This is a genomic window from Mariniradius saccharolyticus AK6, from assembly GCF_000330725.2.
In the GTDB taxonomy this organism is placed as follows: domain Bacteria; phylum Bacteroidota; class Bacteroidia; order Cytophagales; family Cyclobacteriaceae; genus Mariniradius; species Mariniradius saccharolyticus.
This window is the reverse complement of sequence record NZ_AMZY02000016.1, coordinates 43,428-59,026: the sequence shown is the minus strand read 5'-3', so window position 1 is coordinate 59,026 and position 15,599 is coordinate 43,428. Positions and strand designations below refer to the sequence as shown.

Below are 15,599 nucleotides of genomic sequence, written 5' to 3'. Positions count from 1 at the left end.
TTTCAACGGTAAAATGCCGAAAATTGGGCTTGAGACTGAATTTACACAATCGATTGAATATGTGTGAAATAATGTTTTTGGTTGCAGTTTTGTTGCAAAATAGCATGATTAGATATAAACTTTTGATCTTTTGGGTTTCTGTCAACTAACAATCGAACCAAAAAAAAGAAGCCCCGAGTTCGGGGCTTTATTTGCTGGTGTCATGCTGTCCTCAGGCGGATAATCCCTGAGGCGTGAAGCAGTTTTACCACTGGATAAGTCGGATCAAACTCATACCATTTGACCGCGAAGTTCGCCCGGTTAGGGAGTTTGTGGTGATTATTTTGGAACAATTCTCCCAACATAAGTACGTCAAGTAGGAGGCTGTTTTTGGACATGTCGTTATTGTCAAAATTGGCATAGCCATATTTATGTCCGCTCCAATTGACTATCGCACCATGCACAGGGCCCATCAAAAAATGGATTGGCAACAGGAAATACATCCACCAATGAGTCCCTGGGAGCTCAAAAACGGAAATACTCAACACATATATAAGTACATAAAAAACTCCCCATCCAACCCTTACGGTCATTGAATCAGCAAAAAGATCAAACTTACCCCAATCAGGAACATCCTTTGAGAACCTGTCTTCTGGCTTCAGCTTAAAGGAGAAATAGTCGTTGTAGATGTTTTTTGTTTTCCACATCATAGTGAAGAGATTCTCTGTATGGTGTGGACTGTGGGGATCTTTGGGTGTATCGCTGTAGGCATGATGCATTCTATGGAGAATAGCATAAGCCCTTGGTGATAGGTATGAACTGCCTTGGCAAATCCATGTAAATACGTAGAAGAAGCGCTCCCAGAACTTGTTCATGGAAAACATTTGATGGGCAGCGTAGCGGTGGAGGAAGAAACTTTGGCAAAACAAGGAGAAATACCAATGCAGCAGGAAAAGGACAATCAGAATCACGTTTTCTTATTCTTTTAATGTTAATCTGTCCAAAGATAGAGGCATAAATCTGAAACTTGAAAATCGAAAAGGTAAAATCACGACCAAATGTGATAAATATCAACTTTTGGGATTAGGGTGGTCGGGAATCTCGGTTTCAGGCATTTTAACATTTGCCATGCATTAAAAACCTCCACAATGGGCATGGGGCATAATCTAGGCTCAATTTACTTACGAAAGAGAGTCTTAGCATTTAGTCTTCAAAATATCACTAACTTTCCCACGTAAATCTCCCTATAGGAATCATGGCAAAAACTCATCAGGCAATGAACATTTTGTTACAATTGGTGCTTGGCGCAGTAGCTGTACTAATCGTTCAGTACATTCTTCCAGGTGTCGTTGTGAAGGATTTTTGGACAGCTTTGGTAGTCGCTGCATTGATAGCGCTTTTGAACATGACTGTCAAACCACTCCTTATTATGTTGACCATCCCGATCACGGTGCTGACGCTTGGGCTTTTTCTCCTTGCTATCAATGCAATTTTGATCCTGCTGACTGCCGAATTGGTTCCAGGATTCTCTATTGATGGATTTTGGTGGGCCTTGGTGTTCAGCATTTTACTCAGCTTGGTCAATTCTCTGCTTGGGGTGAATTTGGGTCCGAAGGCATAGGCACCATTGCATTTCGGTCACCGATTCGATGGAATAGGAAAAAGCTTCCGTCACGAGCTTTGAAATAGCAATTATTTTTCGACTTGTAAACCCTGATCAGGAGTAGGTTTATGTCTTCTTCCGATTCACCATAGTCCGCAGCCGTTTCATAAACTTCATATTCAAGCCCTAGACTGGGCGACAGAAATGTGGCATTGGCAAGCTCCACCATATGCATTTCTTCATCCACGTCGACGCCGATGATTTTTCTCTGATCGTTGATTCCTACCAGGATGATTCCTCCTGAGGTATTGGCAAAAGCAGCTAGTGTTTTTGCAATTTTTTGGGGGCTATTGATTGCCATTTTGAAGTCGAGGTTTTCACCTTCGCCCCGTTTGATCAGGGCTTTGATAATATCATCGTTTTTTTTCGGGATAATCATTTTTTTTTATCCTAATTACTTGTATTTTAAATACTTAAATTCAAAAAACAAAAATTACATCTTTCCTCGCTTTTATGTTAGGCAAAAGGATTGTATGTTGTTATTCTTTCCACCAATTTTTGATTGTCATGTACCCAAATCAAGGTTTCAACCCTGAGGTCATAGAAAACCTCAAAAAAGAGCTTGCCTCGAGCAGGAAAAGTTACAAAATCGTCGAAAGCGAGGACAATTCTGATGAGTTTGTCAATTTTTATTTCGTAGGAATGTACGAAGGCCGTGAAGTCATTTATGATGCAGCATTGTATACCCTGCGATTGCACCATTCCTCAGAGGTTTACGATATGGCAGAACACCTTGCGGCAAAGAAGTTTCCCAACTTTAAGGGTATAAAGTATGAGGAGGACGAAAACGGAAATCTAAAACCGCTTACCAGCGAAGAGGAGGAAATCGGCTGGTTTATGACCGAGATCATCATGGAGATTGAAGAAGAAGAATCTGTGAAGGTTCAGGAGTTTGTTGACATCGACACCAACCATGACTACGGTATTGGCTTGGATGCGGCTATCAATGTGGAAGAAATCAATGACAAAGTCATCAGCAAGTTTGTGAAGGAATTCAACGAAGATACATTGGTGCTTGACGACACACTTTATACTTTTCAATCGGAGGAAGAGGACGTGGACGATTAGTTCGATCTCCGACAAAACATTTTCTCCTAACTTGCGCTTGTCCAAAAAACAAGCGCTTTTTGTTGATGCTGAAAATTGCCTGGTCACAACTTTATTGTCATCCACTTCCTGCCGGTCATCGCTTTCCGATGGAAAAATACGATTTGCTTCCAGAGCAGTTGCTGTATGAAGGGACAGTGAAAGAGGAGAATTTTTTCCAACCGGCGAAGCTTGATGACCGATGGATTAAAAATACCCATTGCAGCACCTATTTAGAAAAGCTCAGGAACCTATCGCTTTCGAAGTCAGAGATCAGGAAAACCGGATTTCCGCTCAGCCAGCAGTTGGTCGAGCGCGAGGTCCATATTATGGCAGGTTCGGTACAGGCTTCGCTTTATGCATTGGAACATGGAATCGGGATGAACATAGCGGGCGGAACGCATCATGCCTACGCGGAAAGGGGAGAGGGATTTTGTCTGCTAAATGATATCGCCATTTCAGCCAATTATCTTTTGGACAATGCATTGGCAAATAAGGTACTCGCAGTAGATCTTGACGTCCACCAAGGCAACGGAACTGCCAAGTTATTTGAGGAAAATACCAGCGTGTTTACGTTTTCTATGCATGGCGCGGCCAATTATCCCATGCACAAAGAAAAGTCTGATTTGGATATCGGTCTGCCGGATAAGACTGGTGATCAGGTCTATTTGAATATTCTTTCCGAAAATCTCAAACGGCTCATTGACACGTTTCAGCCAGATTTCATGATTTACCAATGCGGTGTCGATGTACTTGAGACCGATAAAATCGGAAGGCTGGGGATGTCGATTGGCGGGTGTAAGCAACGCGATAGAATCGTGCTCGAAGCTGCAAAAGCCAACCAAATCCCCATCATGTGCTGTATGGGTGGTGGATATTCGGAAAAAATCAGCCATATCATAGAAGCGCATGCCAATACTTTCAGGCTGGCCCAGGAGGTTTTTTTCTAGGTCTTTTGGCGGGAAAAAGGAAAGGAAGTCCGGGAATTGGCTAAATCGGAACTTATTCAAAAGTCTTTAGAAGGCATTAACCGAATTTAACGTAGCCCTCTTCAAATAAAATTTGCATAAATCTAACTTTGTTTATATTTGCGCCATTCAAAAAGACAAACCCACGTGAAAAAATTACTCAAATCATTGGTTATCGCGGGAGTGGCTGTTTTCGCCATTTCTGCTTGTAACAAATCCACCGAATCTACTGACACAGCTACAACTGAGGAAACGACAGCCGCTGCGAAAACCGATATCAAGATTGCCTATGTCCAAACAGACAGTTTGATTGCCAAATACACCTTCTACAAGGAAAAATCCGGCGAAATCACAGAGAAAGGGAAGCGCTATGAAACCGAATTGGGAACAAGGGCGCGTGGATTTGAACAGGAAGTTGCCAATTTCCAGCAGACAGCCACTTCCATGACCATGAACCAAGCGCGAGCAAAGGAGGAAGAATTGGCCAAGAAGCAAAACAACCTCGTGACTTACAGGGATAACTTGATGCGCGAGTTGTCTGAAGATGAAGCGAAATTGTATGCCGATGTTTATGACCAGGTACAAACTTACTTGACAGAATACGCAAAGGAAAATGGAATAGACATGATACTTTCTTACACCAGAGGTGGTGCGGTTTGGTATTCTGATGCCGCTTTTGACGTGACTGACAAAGTTTTGGAAGGGCTAAACAAAAAATATGAGGCATCCAAGACTGCGCCGGCACCCGCCGCAACCCCGGAGAAGAAATAGTCAATAACAGCAAAACACCAAAAGCCCGGAGTTCCTTCGGGCTTTTTTTATGTGCTTGATTTTGGTACTTTTGCCCCCGAAAATCAACAACAGGATTCATGAAAATCACAGAATTTTTGAAGCACAACTTCCGTCACTTCAATGCTGCCGCCTTGATTGACGCTGCTGAAGGGTACAAAGCCCATTTGGACAACAACGGTAAAATGATGGTGACCCTGGCAGGGGCGATGTCCACGGCGGAGTTGGGGATTTCACTGGCCGAAATGATTCGTCAAGATAAAGTCCATATCATATCTTGTACAGGTGCCAACTTGGAGGAAGACGTTTTTAACCTTGTTGCACACAACTATTATGAAAGAATTCCACATTACAGGGATTTGTCTCCAGAACAGGAACAGGATTTGCTAGATAGGCACCTGAACAGGGTGACCGACACGTGTATTCCAGAAATGGAAGCCATGAGACGCATCGAAAACGTTATTTTGGAAGAATGGGTGAAGGCTGACAAAGCGGGAGAAAGGTACTTTCCGCATGAGTTTTTCTATAAAATCTTATTATCCGGAAAAATGGATGAAAGCTTCCAGATAGATCCGAAAAACTCATGGCTACTTGAAGCTGCAAAGAAAAACCTTCCGATGATCGTTCCCGGCTGGGAGGATTCCACTTTGGGCAACATGTATGCCGGCCACGTCATCTCGGGAGATGTCAAAAACGTGCACACCGTCAGGACGGGAATTGAGTACATGATGTTCCTTGCCGAATGGTATACAGAAAACGCGAAGGACGACAGCACCATCGGTTTCTTCCAGATTGGAGGCGGTATTGCCGGAGATTTTCCAATCTGCGTGGTACCGATGCTTCACCAAGATCTACAGAGGGACAATGTGCCACTTTGGGGATATTTCTGCCAGATTTCGGATTCGACCACTTCTTATGGATCCTATTCGGGTGCAGTTCCAAATGAGAAAATCACTTGGGGCAAGTTAGGATTGGACACTCCTAAATATATTATCGAATCAGATGCGACCATTGTGGCACCACTGATTTTCGCCATTGTCCTAGACCAATAAAAATGTACGAAAAGAAACGTCAAATTACGAAAAAAGCAAGCGGGCTCGCCCTTCTTGCTTTTTCCTTTTTCTCAGGTGTTGTTGCTCAGCAAATAACACCCCTTAAAGTACTCAATAGCCCCTATGATGAGCAGCATCCCGTATTTTCACCCAACGGAGAGTTGTTTTTTACCGTGGGCTTTCATCCGCAAAATACCGGAGGGGCCACTGATTTCGGTGATGTTTGGATGAGCTCCAAAGATGCACAGGGAAATTGGCTCGCTCCGAAAAGAGTGGAAGGATTATCGACAGCTGGAAATGATGTGGTCGTTGGTTTTTCTGATGCTTTGACCGTGTTGGTGTATCACAGTGGAGGGACTACCATCCGTCAAGGAATCCACCAATATGCGAGATTCGGCAGCACATGGAACTACGTCAGATCCTTGGAGATTTCCAATTTCAAGAATAACTCAAGCTACTTCAGTGGCAGACTTTCACATGATGGAGAAGTCATCGTGATGTCTTTGTCATCGTTTGGTACTTACGGGAATGAAGATATTTATGTCACAATCAAAAAAGACGACGGGACATGGACTGCGCCATTGAATCTTGGTTCTTCGGTGAATTCCTTTGCCCAAGAGCAGACTCCCTACCTTTCCAAGGATAACATGACGTTATATTTTGCGTCCAACAAACTGGGAAACAGACAGGGAAAGGATATTTTCTATTCACAACGAAGTGGGTCGGGTTGGGAAGATTGGGCAGAACCGGTACGTGTGGAGTCCGTGAATTCACAGGGATCTGAAATGAGCTATGTCACCTATGGTCCAAATCCAGCGATGGCGCTGTTTTCAACGACTCAAAACAGTGAGGGCTTTGGAGATTTTATGTTGTCTGATTTCCAAAAAGTTGAACCGCTCAATGCACTCGAGACCGAGGCTCAAGCGGCTGAAATTGCAGTTCCTGAGGAAGTTTCACCAGCTGTGCAAGAGGCGGCAGTGGTCACGGCAGCGGTTGCTGAGCCAGTGGCACAACAGCCCGTAGCCGAGGTGAAGCCAACAGAAGTAGAAGAACTGAAACCCGCCGTTGTCCAAGAAGTAAAGCAAGAGGTTGCTCCTCCGAGTTTGGAGGTAAATGAGCCTGTATACACAAAGAAAGAATGGCTGTCGGTGAAGGTAGTCGACGCTTTTACCAACGAAGAAATCGGCTATCAAATAGAAGTTTCCAATGAAAGGGGAGTCAAAAAGGCAATCTCGACCCAACAAGAATGGCTTGAACTCGCAGAAGACCCACAGTGGACGAATATCCTGATACAATCTAAAGGCTTTATCCCACAACTTTTGTCAAAAGAAAACTGGGAAAGCCTGCAAGGCAAAGAGTTGGCACTGAAGCCTGCGAAGGCTGGGTCGGCAATAGTCCTGGAGAACATCCAATTCAACCGGGGAACCTCGGATTTTGCGGATTCCAAGTCGATTCAGGTGTTGGATAATCTTGTCGCCTTCATGAAGGAAAATCCAGGTATCAAGATTCGTTTGGAAGGGCATACCGATAATGCGGGAGACCCGAGCCTCAACAAAGATCTATCCATGAAAAGAGCATCAAAAATCCGAGGATATTTGACCATCAACGGAGTCGAGTTCGAAAGGGTGAGAATCTCAGGTTGGGGTGGCACTAGGCCTGTCGCTGACAATAATACTGAAGAAGGTCGCGAAAGGAACCGACGCGTAGAGATGGTGATAGAGAATTGATTCAACGGCCCATGGTCATATAGAAACCATGGGCCGTTTTCTTTTTACTTTTCGATTAGGATACGGCGTATTTGATTTTGGCGCATCATTTTTTTGTGATTCAATACGACGTGCAGGTTGTGATTTAGAATTTGACTTCAAATTCCTATCTTCCGAAACATTGACCCAAAAAACCCATAACAAGACATCTGTCATGTTTGAAAAGAGAAAGATCACGCTCAAGGATATTGCCAAGGATCTGGGAATTTCTGTTTCTACCGCCTCCCGCGCGCTACGGTCCCATCGCGATATTAGTCCCGAAACGATCAAGATGGTCAAAGACTATGCTGAGCAGCATCACTATGTTCCCAATTTTCAAGCTGTAAATTTCAGGAAAAGCAGGACCTTTTCAATTGGATTGATTGTGCCGGAGCTGGTTCATCATTTTTTTTCGACGGTAATCAGTGGTGCTATCAGTGCTGCAGGCAAACGTGGATTCAACGTACTCGTGAGCCAGTCAAACGACACGCTTGATGGCGAAATCGTCGCTGCCCGTTCGATGCTGGCGGGAAGCGTGGATGGGCTATTGGTCTCGATATCAAATGAGACTTTGGGAGGTGCTCACCTCTTGGAGTTTTTGGAGGAGGGAAAGCCGGTGGTACAATTTGACAAGATATCTGACCAATTGCCGACGCCAAAGGTGATCGTCGACGATTTCGAAGGTGCCTATCAAGCCGTTTCGCATTTGATCCATCAAGGGTTTTCAAAAATCGCGCATATCCGTGGACGGCTCGACGTAAAAAACTCCATTGATAGATTTGAAGGATACGTACAAGCATTGACCGATAACACATTGAAATTCAATGAAAAATGGGTAGAGGTTTGTAAGGATATTTCCGAGGAAGAGGGCTACCTATTCGCCAAAGAGTTGATGGAAACCGAAAATCCTCCGGATGCTATTTTTTGCATCACCGACTTGGTTGCCTGGGGTGCGATCAAATATTTGAAGGAGAAGGGATTCGAGATTCCCGCCCAAGTTGGCGTAGTCGGTTTCAGTAATTGGAAACTCGCCGAAGTGATGAGTCCAAGCCTGACGTCCGTAGACCAACATGGCTTTGAGATAGGCGAGCAATCAGCACATGTGCTGATTGACCTGATAGAAAGACAAAACCTGGAAAGTCAAGAAACTCATCAAATAAAGACCAATCTAATAATTCGTGAGTCGTCCAAACGACGTTGAGATAACATTATATTCATTTTTGATTCACATTAATTTAATATCTGTTGGTCTTTTTGTCTTTCAAATGTATATTTGTGTATTCAAAATGCATTATGGAGACTTTCTTTTCGCTTGTGATCCTCACGGTTTCGTATAGCCTCCTGATTTTGGCGATTTTTCCGGAAAAATATCTCAGAAAACTCAGCCACATTCTTCATCATAGAAATTCACCGGACTACATCAAAGTTTCCTTAGCAGCGCCGATATTTTTTTCATTTCTAATTGGATATTCCCTTGCTTCCACCATGCTTTACCTATTCATCTATTGATATTATTTCGCATTTTCATTGGACTTCATTTCCAATAATTTCTATTTTAGGGTTATAATTATCTCAATATAAATCAATAAACAACTATGGGAAAAGGTGATATCAAATCCCGGAAGGGCAAAATCAACAGAGGCTCATTTGGGGCCAGCCGACCAAGGAAAAAAAGAAATGTGGCGACCAGAAAAGCCAAACTTGGAATGGCCAAGAAATAAATTCCCAAAACACCGCACTGCGGTGTTTTTTGTTTTTGGCGGAATGGGGATTTACCCAAAATATGTTTCACGTTTTGCTTGGGAGCCTTCAAATTTGTTTCTCTAAGTTTTGAATCCCTTTTGATTGGCAGCCAATATTTGCCTATTTTAGTCTCAACCAATTTGATTTTTCGTGGATAAATCCCTCATTCCCCAACTCGTCAAAGATTCTCCTTGGCTGGAGAAGTATGCATCAAATATTTTAGACAGGCTTGAAATGTACAAGGCCACCTTGGGCCATATAGAATACGAATATGGCAGCCTTTTGGAGTTCGCCCGGGCGCATGAGTATTTCGGAATCCATTTTGAGCCTTTCCGCAATGGGTGGATCTACCGTGAATGGGCACCACAAGCGTACAATATCTTCCTAATGGGCGATTTTAACGGCTGGAATAAATACAGCCATCCCCTCAAGAAAGACGTCCGCGGCTATTGGGAGATATTTCTCCCTTATGAGCAATACAAAGACAGTTTTGTTCATGGAAGCAAAATAAAAATCCATGTTGAAGGAAAAAACGGTGCGCTAGACAGAATCCCTGCCTATATCAGAAGGGTCATACAAAACGAGGAAACCCACGACTTTGCGGGTCAGCTTTGGTTCCCAAATGAAGCGTTTAAATGGACAGACCAAGATTTCGACCCGCGTTCAAATTATGCTCAACCTTTGATCTATGAATGCCATGTAGGTATGGCCCAAGAAAAAATGGGCGTCGGTACCTATATGGAGTTTGCTGAGAACATTCTTCCTAGAATCAAAAAGGCAGGCTACAACACCATCCAAATGATGGCCATCATGGAACATCCCTATTATGGATCGTTTGGTTACCATGTTTCCAATTTCTTTGCACCGACATCAAGATTTGGTACACCCGAGGAACTCAAGTATTTGGTTAACAAAGCCCATGAAATGGGAATTTCCGTGATCATGGACTTGGTACACTCACATGCGGTCAAAAACGTCTATGAAGGCTTGAATGAATTTGACGGTTCGGACCACCAATATTTTCACCCAGGAGAACGGGGATACCATGAGGGATGGGATTCAAAATTGTTTGATTACGCTAAACAAGGAGTCCGTCATTTCCTTCTCTCCAATGTCCGCTATTGGTTAGAGGAGTTTCATTTTGATGGTTTCCGCTGGGACGGAGTGACGTCCATGATCTACCTTCATCATGGACATGTGTCTTTCGATGATTTAGGTAAATATTTTGATGCCGGAGTTGATGTAGACGCACTGATCTACATGCAGTTGGCAAACAAGCTGATCCATGATTTTTCCCAATTTGCCATTTCCATTGCAGAGGAGGTGAGCGGCATGCCCGGACTGTGTAGACCGCAGTCTGAAGGCGGAATTGGATTTGACTTCAGGTTGGGAATGGGCATTCCTGATTTTTGGATCAAGACGCTCAAGCACAAGCCCGACGAGCATTGGGACATGTTTGAGATGTGGCATGAATTGACCAATCGACCAAAGCATGAAAAGACCATAGCCTACGCAGAATCCCATGACCAAGCTTTGGTAGGGGACAAGTCGATCGCATTTTGGCTGATGGACAAGGAGATGTATTCGAGCATGTCCAAACTCCAGACCAGCTTGGTAGTCGACAGGGGAGTAGCCCTTCACAAAATGATCCGGATGATTACAATTTCATTGGGAGGGGAAGGTTACCTCAATTTCATCGGAAATGAATTCGGCCATCCAGAGTGGGTTGATTTTCCCCGGGAGGGCAATAAGTGGAGCTACCAGTATGCCCGGAGGCAATGGACTTTGGTAGATACCGACCACCTGAGGTATCATGATTTATTCGAATGGGACAAAGCGATGATTAGCCTTATCAAGGCTCATAAGGTATTGGAATCGGGCCATGCAAACCAACTTTACTTGGAACCCGACAAAAAAGTAATTGCCTACGAAAGAGGAGGTTTGGTGTTTGTATTCAATTTTCATGTGACAGAATCCTTTTTTGGATTCAAATTGCCTGTTCCACAGAAAGGCAACTATCATATCGTGCTCCATTCGGACGAGAAAAAATTTGGTGGATTTGAAAGGATCGAAGGAAATCCAATTTTCCCGACGGATAGAAAAAATAATATCCAAATCTATTTACCCAACAGAACCTGTGTCATTTTTGGCAAAAAATAAAAGGAAAAGGGGCTTTGCGCCCCCGTTTCCAACCACACAATGACATCTATCAACCAAACTAAAAGAGAAAAGCCTTACTCTCCGTGTGAGCAGTAGGATTCACCCCTGCCATTGCATTTGAAGAGTATAACGACCCCAAAAAGTGTTGGTTTTCTTAAAAGGCCTAACTGGCAGAATAATCGGTTGGACGGTCAAATTTCTAAAGGATAGGCAAATTTTATTTGGCCATCGTTTTTTGATATCCCAGTTGTAAGATTGGAAAGCCGTCCAGGAAATCCTCTAAACTACCCCTGCCCAAATCAGCCCGGATTCAACGCCCCTGATTTCAGCCAAGCCTTTCAATCTTCCGATCGCCGTATAACCAGGATTCACAATGGGTTTTGCGATATCATCCAGCATTTGATGCCCATGGTCCGGGCGCATAGGAAGTGAGATTTTTCGGTGCTTTTGGACTTTCAGAATTTCGGCGACTACGGCTTCCATCGGTACGTCACCCGTTAAATGGTCATCCTCATAAAAATTGCCTTCTGCATCCCTGCGAGTTGCACGGAGGTGTATGAAGTGAATGTGGTCTCCGAATTCCTTGACCATTGCCGGCAAATCATTGTCAGCACGAACACCATAGGAACCGGTGCAGAAAGTGAATCCATTGTGCGGACTTGGATTATCCCGTATGAGCCGCTTCATATCATTGGCCGTACTCATAACCCTCGGCAAGCCAAAAATGTCAAATGGCGGATCGTCTGGGTGGATAGCCATCCTGACTCCGTTCGTTTCAGCTATTGGCAGGATTTCGTCCAAAAACAACCTCAGGTGGTTTTCAAGCTCACTGTGACCAATGCCCTTATAGGTATCCAAGGCGTTTTGAAACTGCTCCATCGTGTAACCCTCTTCAGAACCGGGAAGGCCTTTCAAGATATTGTCCTGTACCCGCTTTAAGTCGGCTGGTGAAGCGTTCTCGAAAAAATCCTTCGCACGTGTGATTTCCTCGGCTGAGTAATCCAAATCTGCACCTTTCCTTTTTAGTATGAACAAATCAAACGCAACTACCTCCTTTTTTTCAAATCTCAAGGCTTTTGCGCCATTGGGAAGTGTCCAGGCCAATTCGGTGCGGGTCCAATCCAAGATAGGCATGAAATTATAACAGACTGTAAATATTCCCTCGGCCGCAAGGTTGGCCAAGGTCTGCTTGTAATTTTCGATGAACCGCCTGTAATCTCCAGATCGGGTTTTGATGTTTTCGTGAACAGGAACCGATTCGACAACCGACCAAACCAGCCCTGCTGCCTCGATTAATTCTTTTCTTTTTCTGATTTCATCTCGCGACCAAACCTCGCCATTTGCAATATGGTGAAGTGCAGAAACGATACCGGTAGCGCCAGCTTGACGGATATCCATCAAACTTACCGGGTCTTTGAGACCATACCAACGCATGGTCTGTTCCATTTTATATGCCATAGTTATTTAGATGTGAGATTTGAGAAAGGAGATATGAGATTTGAGAAACGAGATTTGAGAACCGTGATTCGGATAATTACATTTTGTCAGCGCAGGTATTTTCGTCGTAAAGTTTGCAATTCCATCACTATGTTCGGAATACTGTCCTTATCATTCTTGCATTCGGCTATTGTTTTCAAAGAAATCAATTTCGATTCTCGTCCACTTTTGTATTCAACGTAGATTGGCGTCATCCTGGAACAAAAAGCAGTGTCAATCGACATTGCGAGAGTCTCATAGTCAGTTAATTTCTTTTTCAGGAACTTCGTAGTCTCAGGATAGTTGTCCGATTTTTCAACACCACGCTTTATGAAGTCCTTATTTTCGAAATCATAATTGCTGTCAATTATTATAGATTCATTTTGAAGTTTGAAACCCATGTAGATTAGTTCAAAATTTGTCCAATCAACATACCTTCCAGTCGGAAAAATCAAAGTCACATCGTCCGAGCGTTGTTGACCACAACTTGTCAAAATTGAAATAAAAAGAATGGTCTTAATAACTCTCATATATCCAAAAACGGACGTTAAAAACACCCATTTACGAAATCTTAAACAACTCCAAACTAGGATTAATCTCATATCTTGGATATCATCTCTTGCTTCCTATGCCTTTCTAAACTCCTGAGTAGGCGGAAAAACCTCCATCGATCGGAATAATGGTGCCTGTAACGAATTTTGAAGCGTCTGAGCAGAGCCATTGCAGTACTCCCAACAGGTCCTCTGGTTTACCAAATCGATCCATGGGGGTATGGCCGATGATCTTTAGGCCTCGGTCAGTGAGACTTCCATCGGTTTTTGTCAATAGATTTCTATTTTGTTCGGTGAGGAAAAACCCGGGAGCGATAGCGTTTACCCGAAAGTTTTCCCCATGTTTTTGGGCAAATTCCACTGCGAGCCACTTGGTTAGGTTGTCGATCGCCGCCTTTGCCGATGCATAACCGACTACTCTTGTCATTGGCCTAATGGCAGCCATAGAGGATATATTGATGATATTTCCAGCCTTACTTTCAAGCATCAATGGAAATAGACATTTGATCGGGACCAAAGTACCTTTATAGTTCAAATCCATCACTTTACTTACAGCCTCTACGGACAAATCGGAGAGTACTTGCTCAGGCCCGACGATTGCCTGGGGCATATTTCCCCCTGCCAGGTTCACCAAAATATCTATGTAAACATGTTTTTGGCCAATCTGCGAAGCGACCGATTCCACCTGGTTTTCATCGGTCACATCCGCAATAAATCCTTCGGCTTGACCACCTGAAACCCGGATAGATTCGACAAGCGCATTGATCTTATCGGGGGTACGACCAATGATCAACACTTGCGCTCCTTCGTTTGCCAAATGTTTGGCCATGGACTCGCCCAATACGCCCGTGGCACCCGTAATGACGATTTTTTTATTTTTGACGGAAAACATTCCCTTCATCATGCGTTGTGAAAGCCAAAGAAGTTTTTGGCGTTGAAGTAACATATGTCCTGGACAATCTTCCCAATCCAATCTTCATCCTGAGGCAAAAGTCCATTTTGCATGTCTTTCCCAAATAAATTACAAAGAATCCTACGGAAATACTCGTGTCTTGGAAAAGAAAGGAAGCTCCTCGAATCCGTGAGCATACCGATAAAGCACGAAATCAATCCCATGTTGGAGAGGGTATTGATCTGTGCTTCCATTCCGTCCTTTTGGTCCAAAAACCACCATCCTGATCCAAATTGGATTTTGCCTTTGACCGAACCATCGTTGAAGTTTCCAACCATCGTAGCAAATACCTCATTGTCCGAAGGATTCAAATTATAGAGGACAGTTTTTGTAAGTTGATCTGTGTTGTCCAGTTCGTTAAGAAACTTCGAAAGCGCTTGTGCCTGGCTGAAATCACCAATTGAATCAAAACCTGTATCAGGACCCAATTTTGCCAATATACGGGAATTGTTATTGCGGAGTGCTCCCAAGTGAAACTGTTGTGTCCATCCCTTCTCGTGATACATGTGGCAAAGCTGCAGTAATACTGCATACTTGAAATAGGCGGCTTCCTCGGCCTCGAGAGGTTTTCCTTCTTTCGATTTCTGAAAAATGCGTGCCTCATCGTGTTTATAAGCCTCAAACCAATAAAGCCTTTCGAGCCCGTGGTCCGAAAGACGACATTGGTTTAGGTGGAAAAAATCAATCCTCTTTCGCAGGGCTTCCAAAAGCGCTGGATAGTCGACGATATCCACCCCCGAAGAAATACCCAATTTTTCCAAATAGGCCCAATATCCCGGTTGATCGATTGCAAACGCCTTATCAGGCCGAAAAGCCGGAAACATCTTGAATTTTTCGGATTCGGTGGAAAATGCCTGATGGTGTTCCAAACTGTCAGCTGGATCATCTGTGGTGCACACCACTTCGACATTCATCCTTTCCAACAACCTTCTCGTACTGAAGTCGGAGGAATTTGTAAGCTCGGAACACTGGTGATAAAGCCGGGTTCCATTGGATGGGCCGAGGAGCTGATTGATGCCGTAATATCGCGACAACTCCATGTGAGTCCAATGGTAAAGCGGATTTCTCAGGGTATATGGGACAGTTTCAGACCACTTCTCAAACTTCTCCAGATCACTCGCATCGCCTGTGATATACTGCTCTTGAATCCCCAAAGTCCGCATCGCCCGCCACTTGTAATGGTCCCCGGCGAGCCAAATTTTGGTAATATTTTCAAATATGCGGTTGGCAGCAATCTGGTCAGGGGGTAAATGGTTATGGTAATCAATTATGGGAAGAAATGCCGCGAAATCATGGTAAAGGATCTTGGAATATTTGTTTTCCAGCAAAAAATCTTCGTCCAGAAATGAAGTCGGATAATCCTTGCTCATGTATCGCGGCGTTAGGGTTTAATAGGTTAAGAGATACTTAAAATTAGGCGAATAATGAGGCAGTC

At 43.8% G+C, this 15,599-nt stretch carries 15 protein-coding genes; 9 read left to right on the top strand and 6 right to left on the bottom strand.

What is annotated here, in order from left to right:
• Nucleotides 1-200 precede the first annotated feature (200 nt).
• The gene (locus C943_RS15915) at nt 201-950 is read right to left on the bottom strand and encodes an acyl-CoA desaturase (RefSeq protein WP_040481015.1); all 750 of its coding nucleotides are present in this window, start codon (nt 948-950) and stop codon (nt 201-203) included.
• Nucleotides 951-1,255: 305 nt separating this feature from the next.
• Here C943_RS15915 and C943_RS15910 point away from each other — a divergent pair, with 305 nt between their 5' ends.
• Nucleotides 1,256-1,600: a phage holin family protein gene (locus tag C943_RS15910; protein ID WP_008629825.1), complete on the top strand. Its 345-nt coding sequence runs from the start codon at nt 1,256-1,258 to the stop codon at nt 1,598-1,600.
• Here the strand turns inward: C943_RS15910 and C943_RS15905 are convergent.
• The gene (locus C943_RS15905) at nt 1,560-2,021 is read right to left on the bottom strand and encodes an AlbA family DNA-binding domain-containing protein (RefSeq protein ID WP_008629824.1); all 462 of its coding nucleotides are present in this window, start codon (nt 2,019-2,021) and stop codon (nt 1,560-1,562) included. The genes C943_RS15910 and C943_RS15905 overlap by 41 nt on opposite strands.
• A gap of 128 nt (nt 2,022-2,149) precedes the next feature.
• Between C943_RS15905 and C943_RS15900 the strand changes: the two genes are divergently transcribed.
• The 8 genes from C943_RS15900 to C943_RS15860 all read left to right on the top strand — a co-directional run bounded on the left by C943_RS15900 (nt 2,150) and on the right by C943_RS15860 (nt 11,185).
• Nucleotides 2,150-2,710, top strand: coding sequence for a hypothetical protein (locus C943_RS15900; protein WP_008629822.1), 561 nt, complete (start codon nt 2,150-2,152; stop codon nt 2,708-2,710).
• A 65-nt stretch (nt 2,711-2,775) separates the two neighbouring features.
• On the top strand, nt 2,776-3,678 hold the full coding sequence (locus tag C943_RS15895) for a histone deacetylase family protein (protein ID WP_040481011.1): 903 nt from the start codon (nt 2,776-2,778) through the stop codon (nt 3,676-3,678).
• 165 nt (nt 3,679-3,843) lie between these two features.
• Nucleotides 3,844-4,467, top strand: coding sequence for an OmpH/Skp family outer membrane protein (locus C943_RS15890; RefSeq protein ID WP_008629818.1), 624 nt, complete (start codon nt 3,844-3,846; stop codon nt 4,465-4,467).
• A gap of 98 nt (nt 4,468-4,565) precedes the next feature.
• The gene (locus C943_RS15885) at nt 4,566-5,537 is read left to right on the top strand and encodes a deoxyhypusine synthase family protein (RefSeq protein ID WP_008629816.1); all 972 of its coding nucleotides are present in this window, start codon (nt 4,566-4,568) and stop codon (nt 5,535-5,537) included.
• A 2-nt stretch (nt 5,538-5,539) separates the two neighbouring features.
• Nucleotides 5,540-7,264, top strand: coding sequence for an OmpA family protein (locus tag C943_RS15880; RefSeq protein ID WP_008629814.1), 1,725 nt, complete (start codon nt 5,540-5,542; stop codon nt 7,262-7,264).
• A gap of 193 nt (nt 7,265-7,457) precedes the next feature.
• Nucleotides 7,458-8,483 (top strand): LacI family DNA-binding transcriptional regulator, encoded by a 1,026-nt coding sequence (locus tag C943_RS15875; RefSeq protein ID WP_008629812.1) that lies wholly within the window; start codon nt 7,458-7,460, stop codon nt 8,481-8,483.
• A gap of 394 nt (nt 8,484-8,877) precedes the next feature.
• Nucleotides 8,878-9,003 carry a 30S ribosomal protein THX gene (locus C943_RS21785; RefSeq protein WP_008629807.1) on the top strand — a complete coding sequence of 42 codons (126 nt, stop codon included), beginning with the start codon at nt 8,878-8,880 and terminating at the stop codon, nt 9,001-9,003.
• A gap of 172 nt (nt 9,004-9,175) precedes the next feature.
• Nucleotides 9,176-11,185 carry an alpha amylase C-terminal domain-containing protein gene (locus C943_RS15860; protein ID WP_008629805.1) on the top strand — a complete coding sequence of 670 codons (2,010 nt, stop codon included), beginning with the start codon at nt 9,176-9,178 and terminating at the stop codon, nt 11,183-11,185.
• Nucleotides 11,186-11,464: 279 nt separating this feature from the next.
• On the opposite strand, the gene uxuA is transcribed toward C943_RS15860, so the two are convergent.
• The 4 genes from uxuA to uxaC all read right to left on the bottom strand — a co-directional run bounded on the left by uxuA (nt 11,465) and on the right by uxaC (nt 15,534).
• A complete protein-coding gene (gene uxuA, locus C943_RS15855) occupies nt 11,465-12,643 on the bottom strand; it encodes a mannonate dehydratase (RefSeq protein WP_008629804.1) in 1,179 nt (392 codons plus the stop codon).
• Between the two features lie 86 nt (nt 12,644-12,729).
• Nucleotides 12,730-13,062, bottom strand: a complete 333-nt coding sequence (locus C943_RS22235; RefSeq protein WP_169334631.1) for a hypothetical protein — start codon at nt 13,060-13,062, stop codon at nt 12,730-12,732.
• Between the two features lie 235 nt (nt 13,063-13,297).
• The gene (locus tag C943_RS15845) at nt 13,298-14,113 is read right to left on the bottom strand and encodes an SDR family oxidoreductase (RefSeq protein WP_040481005.1); all 816 of its coding nucleotides are present in this window, start codon (nt 14,111-14,113) and stop codon (nt 13,298-13,300) included.
• Entirely contained in the window at nt 14,113-15,534 is a 1,422-nt protein-coding gene (uxaC, locus tag C943_RS15840) for a glucuronate isomerase (RefSeq protein WP_008629801.1), read from the bottom strand. Before uxaC ends, C943_RS15845 begins: the two co-directional genes overlap by 1 nt.
• Nucleotides 15,535-15,599: the final 65 nt, after the last annotated feature.

Excerpts from the sequence above, each read along its gene's own strand:
- C943_RS15910 (WP_008629825.1), top strand. The coding sequence starts at position 1,256 with ATGAACATTTTGTTACAATTGGTGCTTGGCGCAGTAGCTGTACTAATC.
- C943_RS15905 (WP_008629824.1), bottom strand. The coding sequence starts at position 2,021 with ATGATTATCCCGAAAAAAAACGATGATATTATCAAAGCCCTGATCAAA.
- C943_RS15900 (WP_008629822.1), top strand. The coding sequence starts at position 2,150 with ATGTACCCAAATCAAGGTTTCAACCCTGAGGTCATAGAAAACCTCAAA.
- C943_RS15895 (WP_040481011.1), top strand. The coding sequence starts at position 2,776 with ATGCTGAAAATTGCCTGGTCACAACTTTATTGTCATCCACTTCCTGCC.
- C943_RS15885 (WP_008629816.1), top strand. The coding sequence starts at position 4,566 with ATGAAAATCACAGAATTTTTGAAGCACAACTTCCGTCACTTCAATGCT.
- C943_RS15880 (WP_008629814.1), top strand. The coding sequence starts at position 5,540 with ATGTACGAAAAGAAACGTCAAATTACGAAAAAAGCAAGCGGGCTCGCC.
- C943_RS15875 (WP_008629812.1), top strand. The coding sequence starts at position 7,458 with ATGTTTGAAAAGAGAAAGATCACGCTCAAGGATATTGCCAAGGATCTG.
- C943_RS21785 (WP_008629807.1), top strand. The coding sequence starts at position 8,878 with ATGGGAAAAGGTGATATCAAATCCCGGAAGGGCAAAATCAACAGAGGC.
- uxuA (WP_008629804.1), bottom strand. The coding sequence starts at position 12,643 with ATGGCATATAAAATGGAACAGACCATGCGTTGGTATGGTCTCAAAGAC.
- C943_RS22235 (WP_169334631.1), bottom strand. The coding sequence starts at position 13,062 with ATGGGTTTCAAACTTCAAAATGAATCTATAATAATTGACAGCAATTAT.
- C943_RS15845 (WP_040481005.1), bottom strand. The coding sequence starts at position 14,113 with ATGAAGGGAATGTTTTCCGTCAAAAATAAAAAAATCGTCATTACGGGT.
- uxaC (WP_008629801.1), bottom strand. The coding sequence starts at position 15,534 with ATGAGCAAGGATTATCCGACTTCATTTCTGGACGAAGATTTTTTGCTG.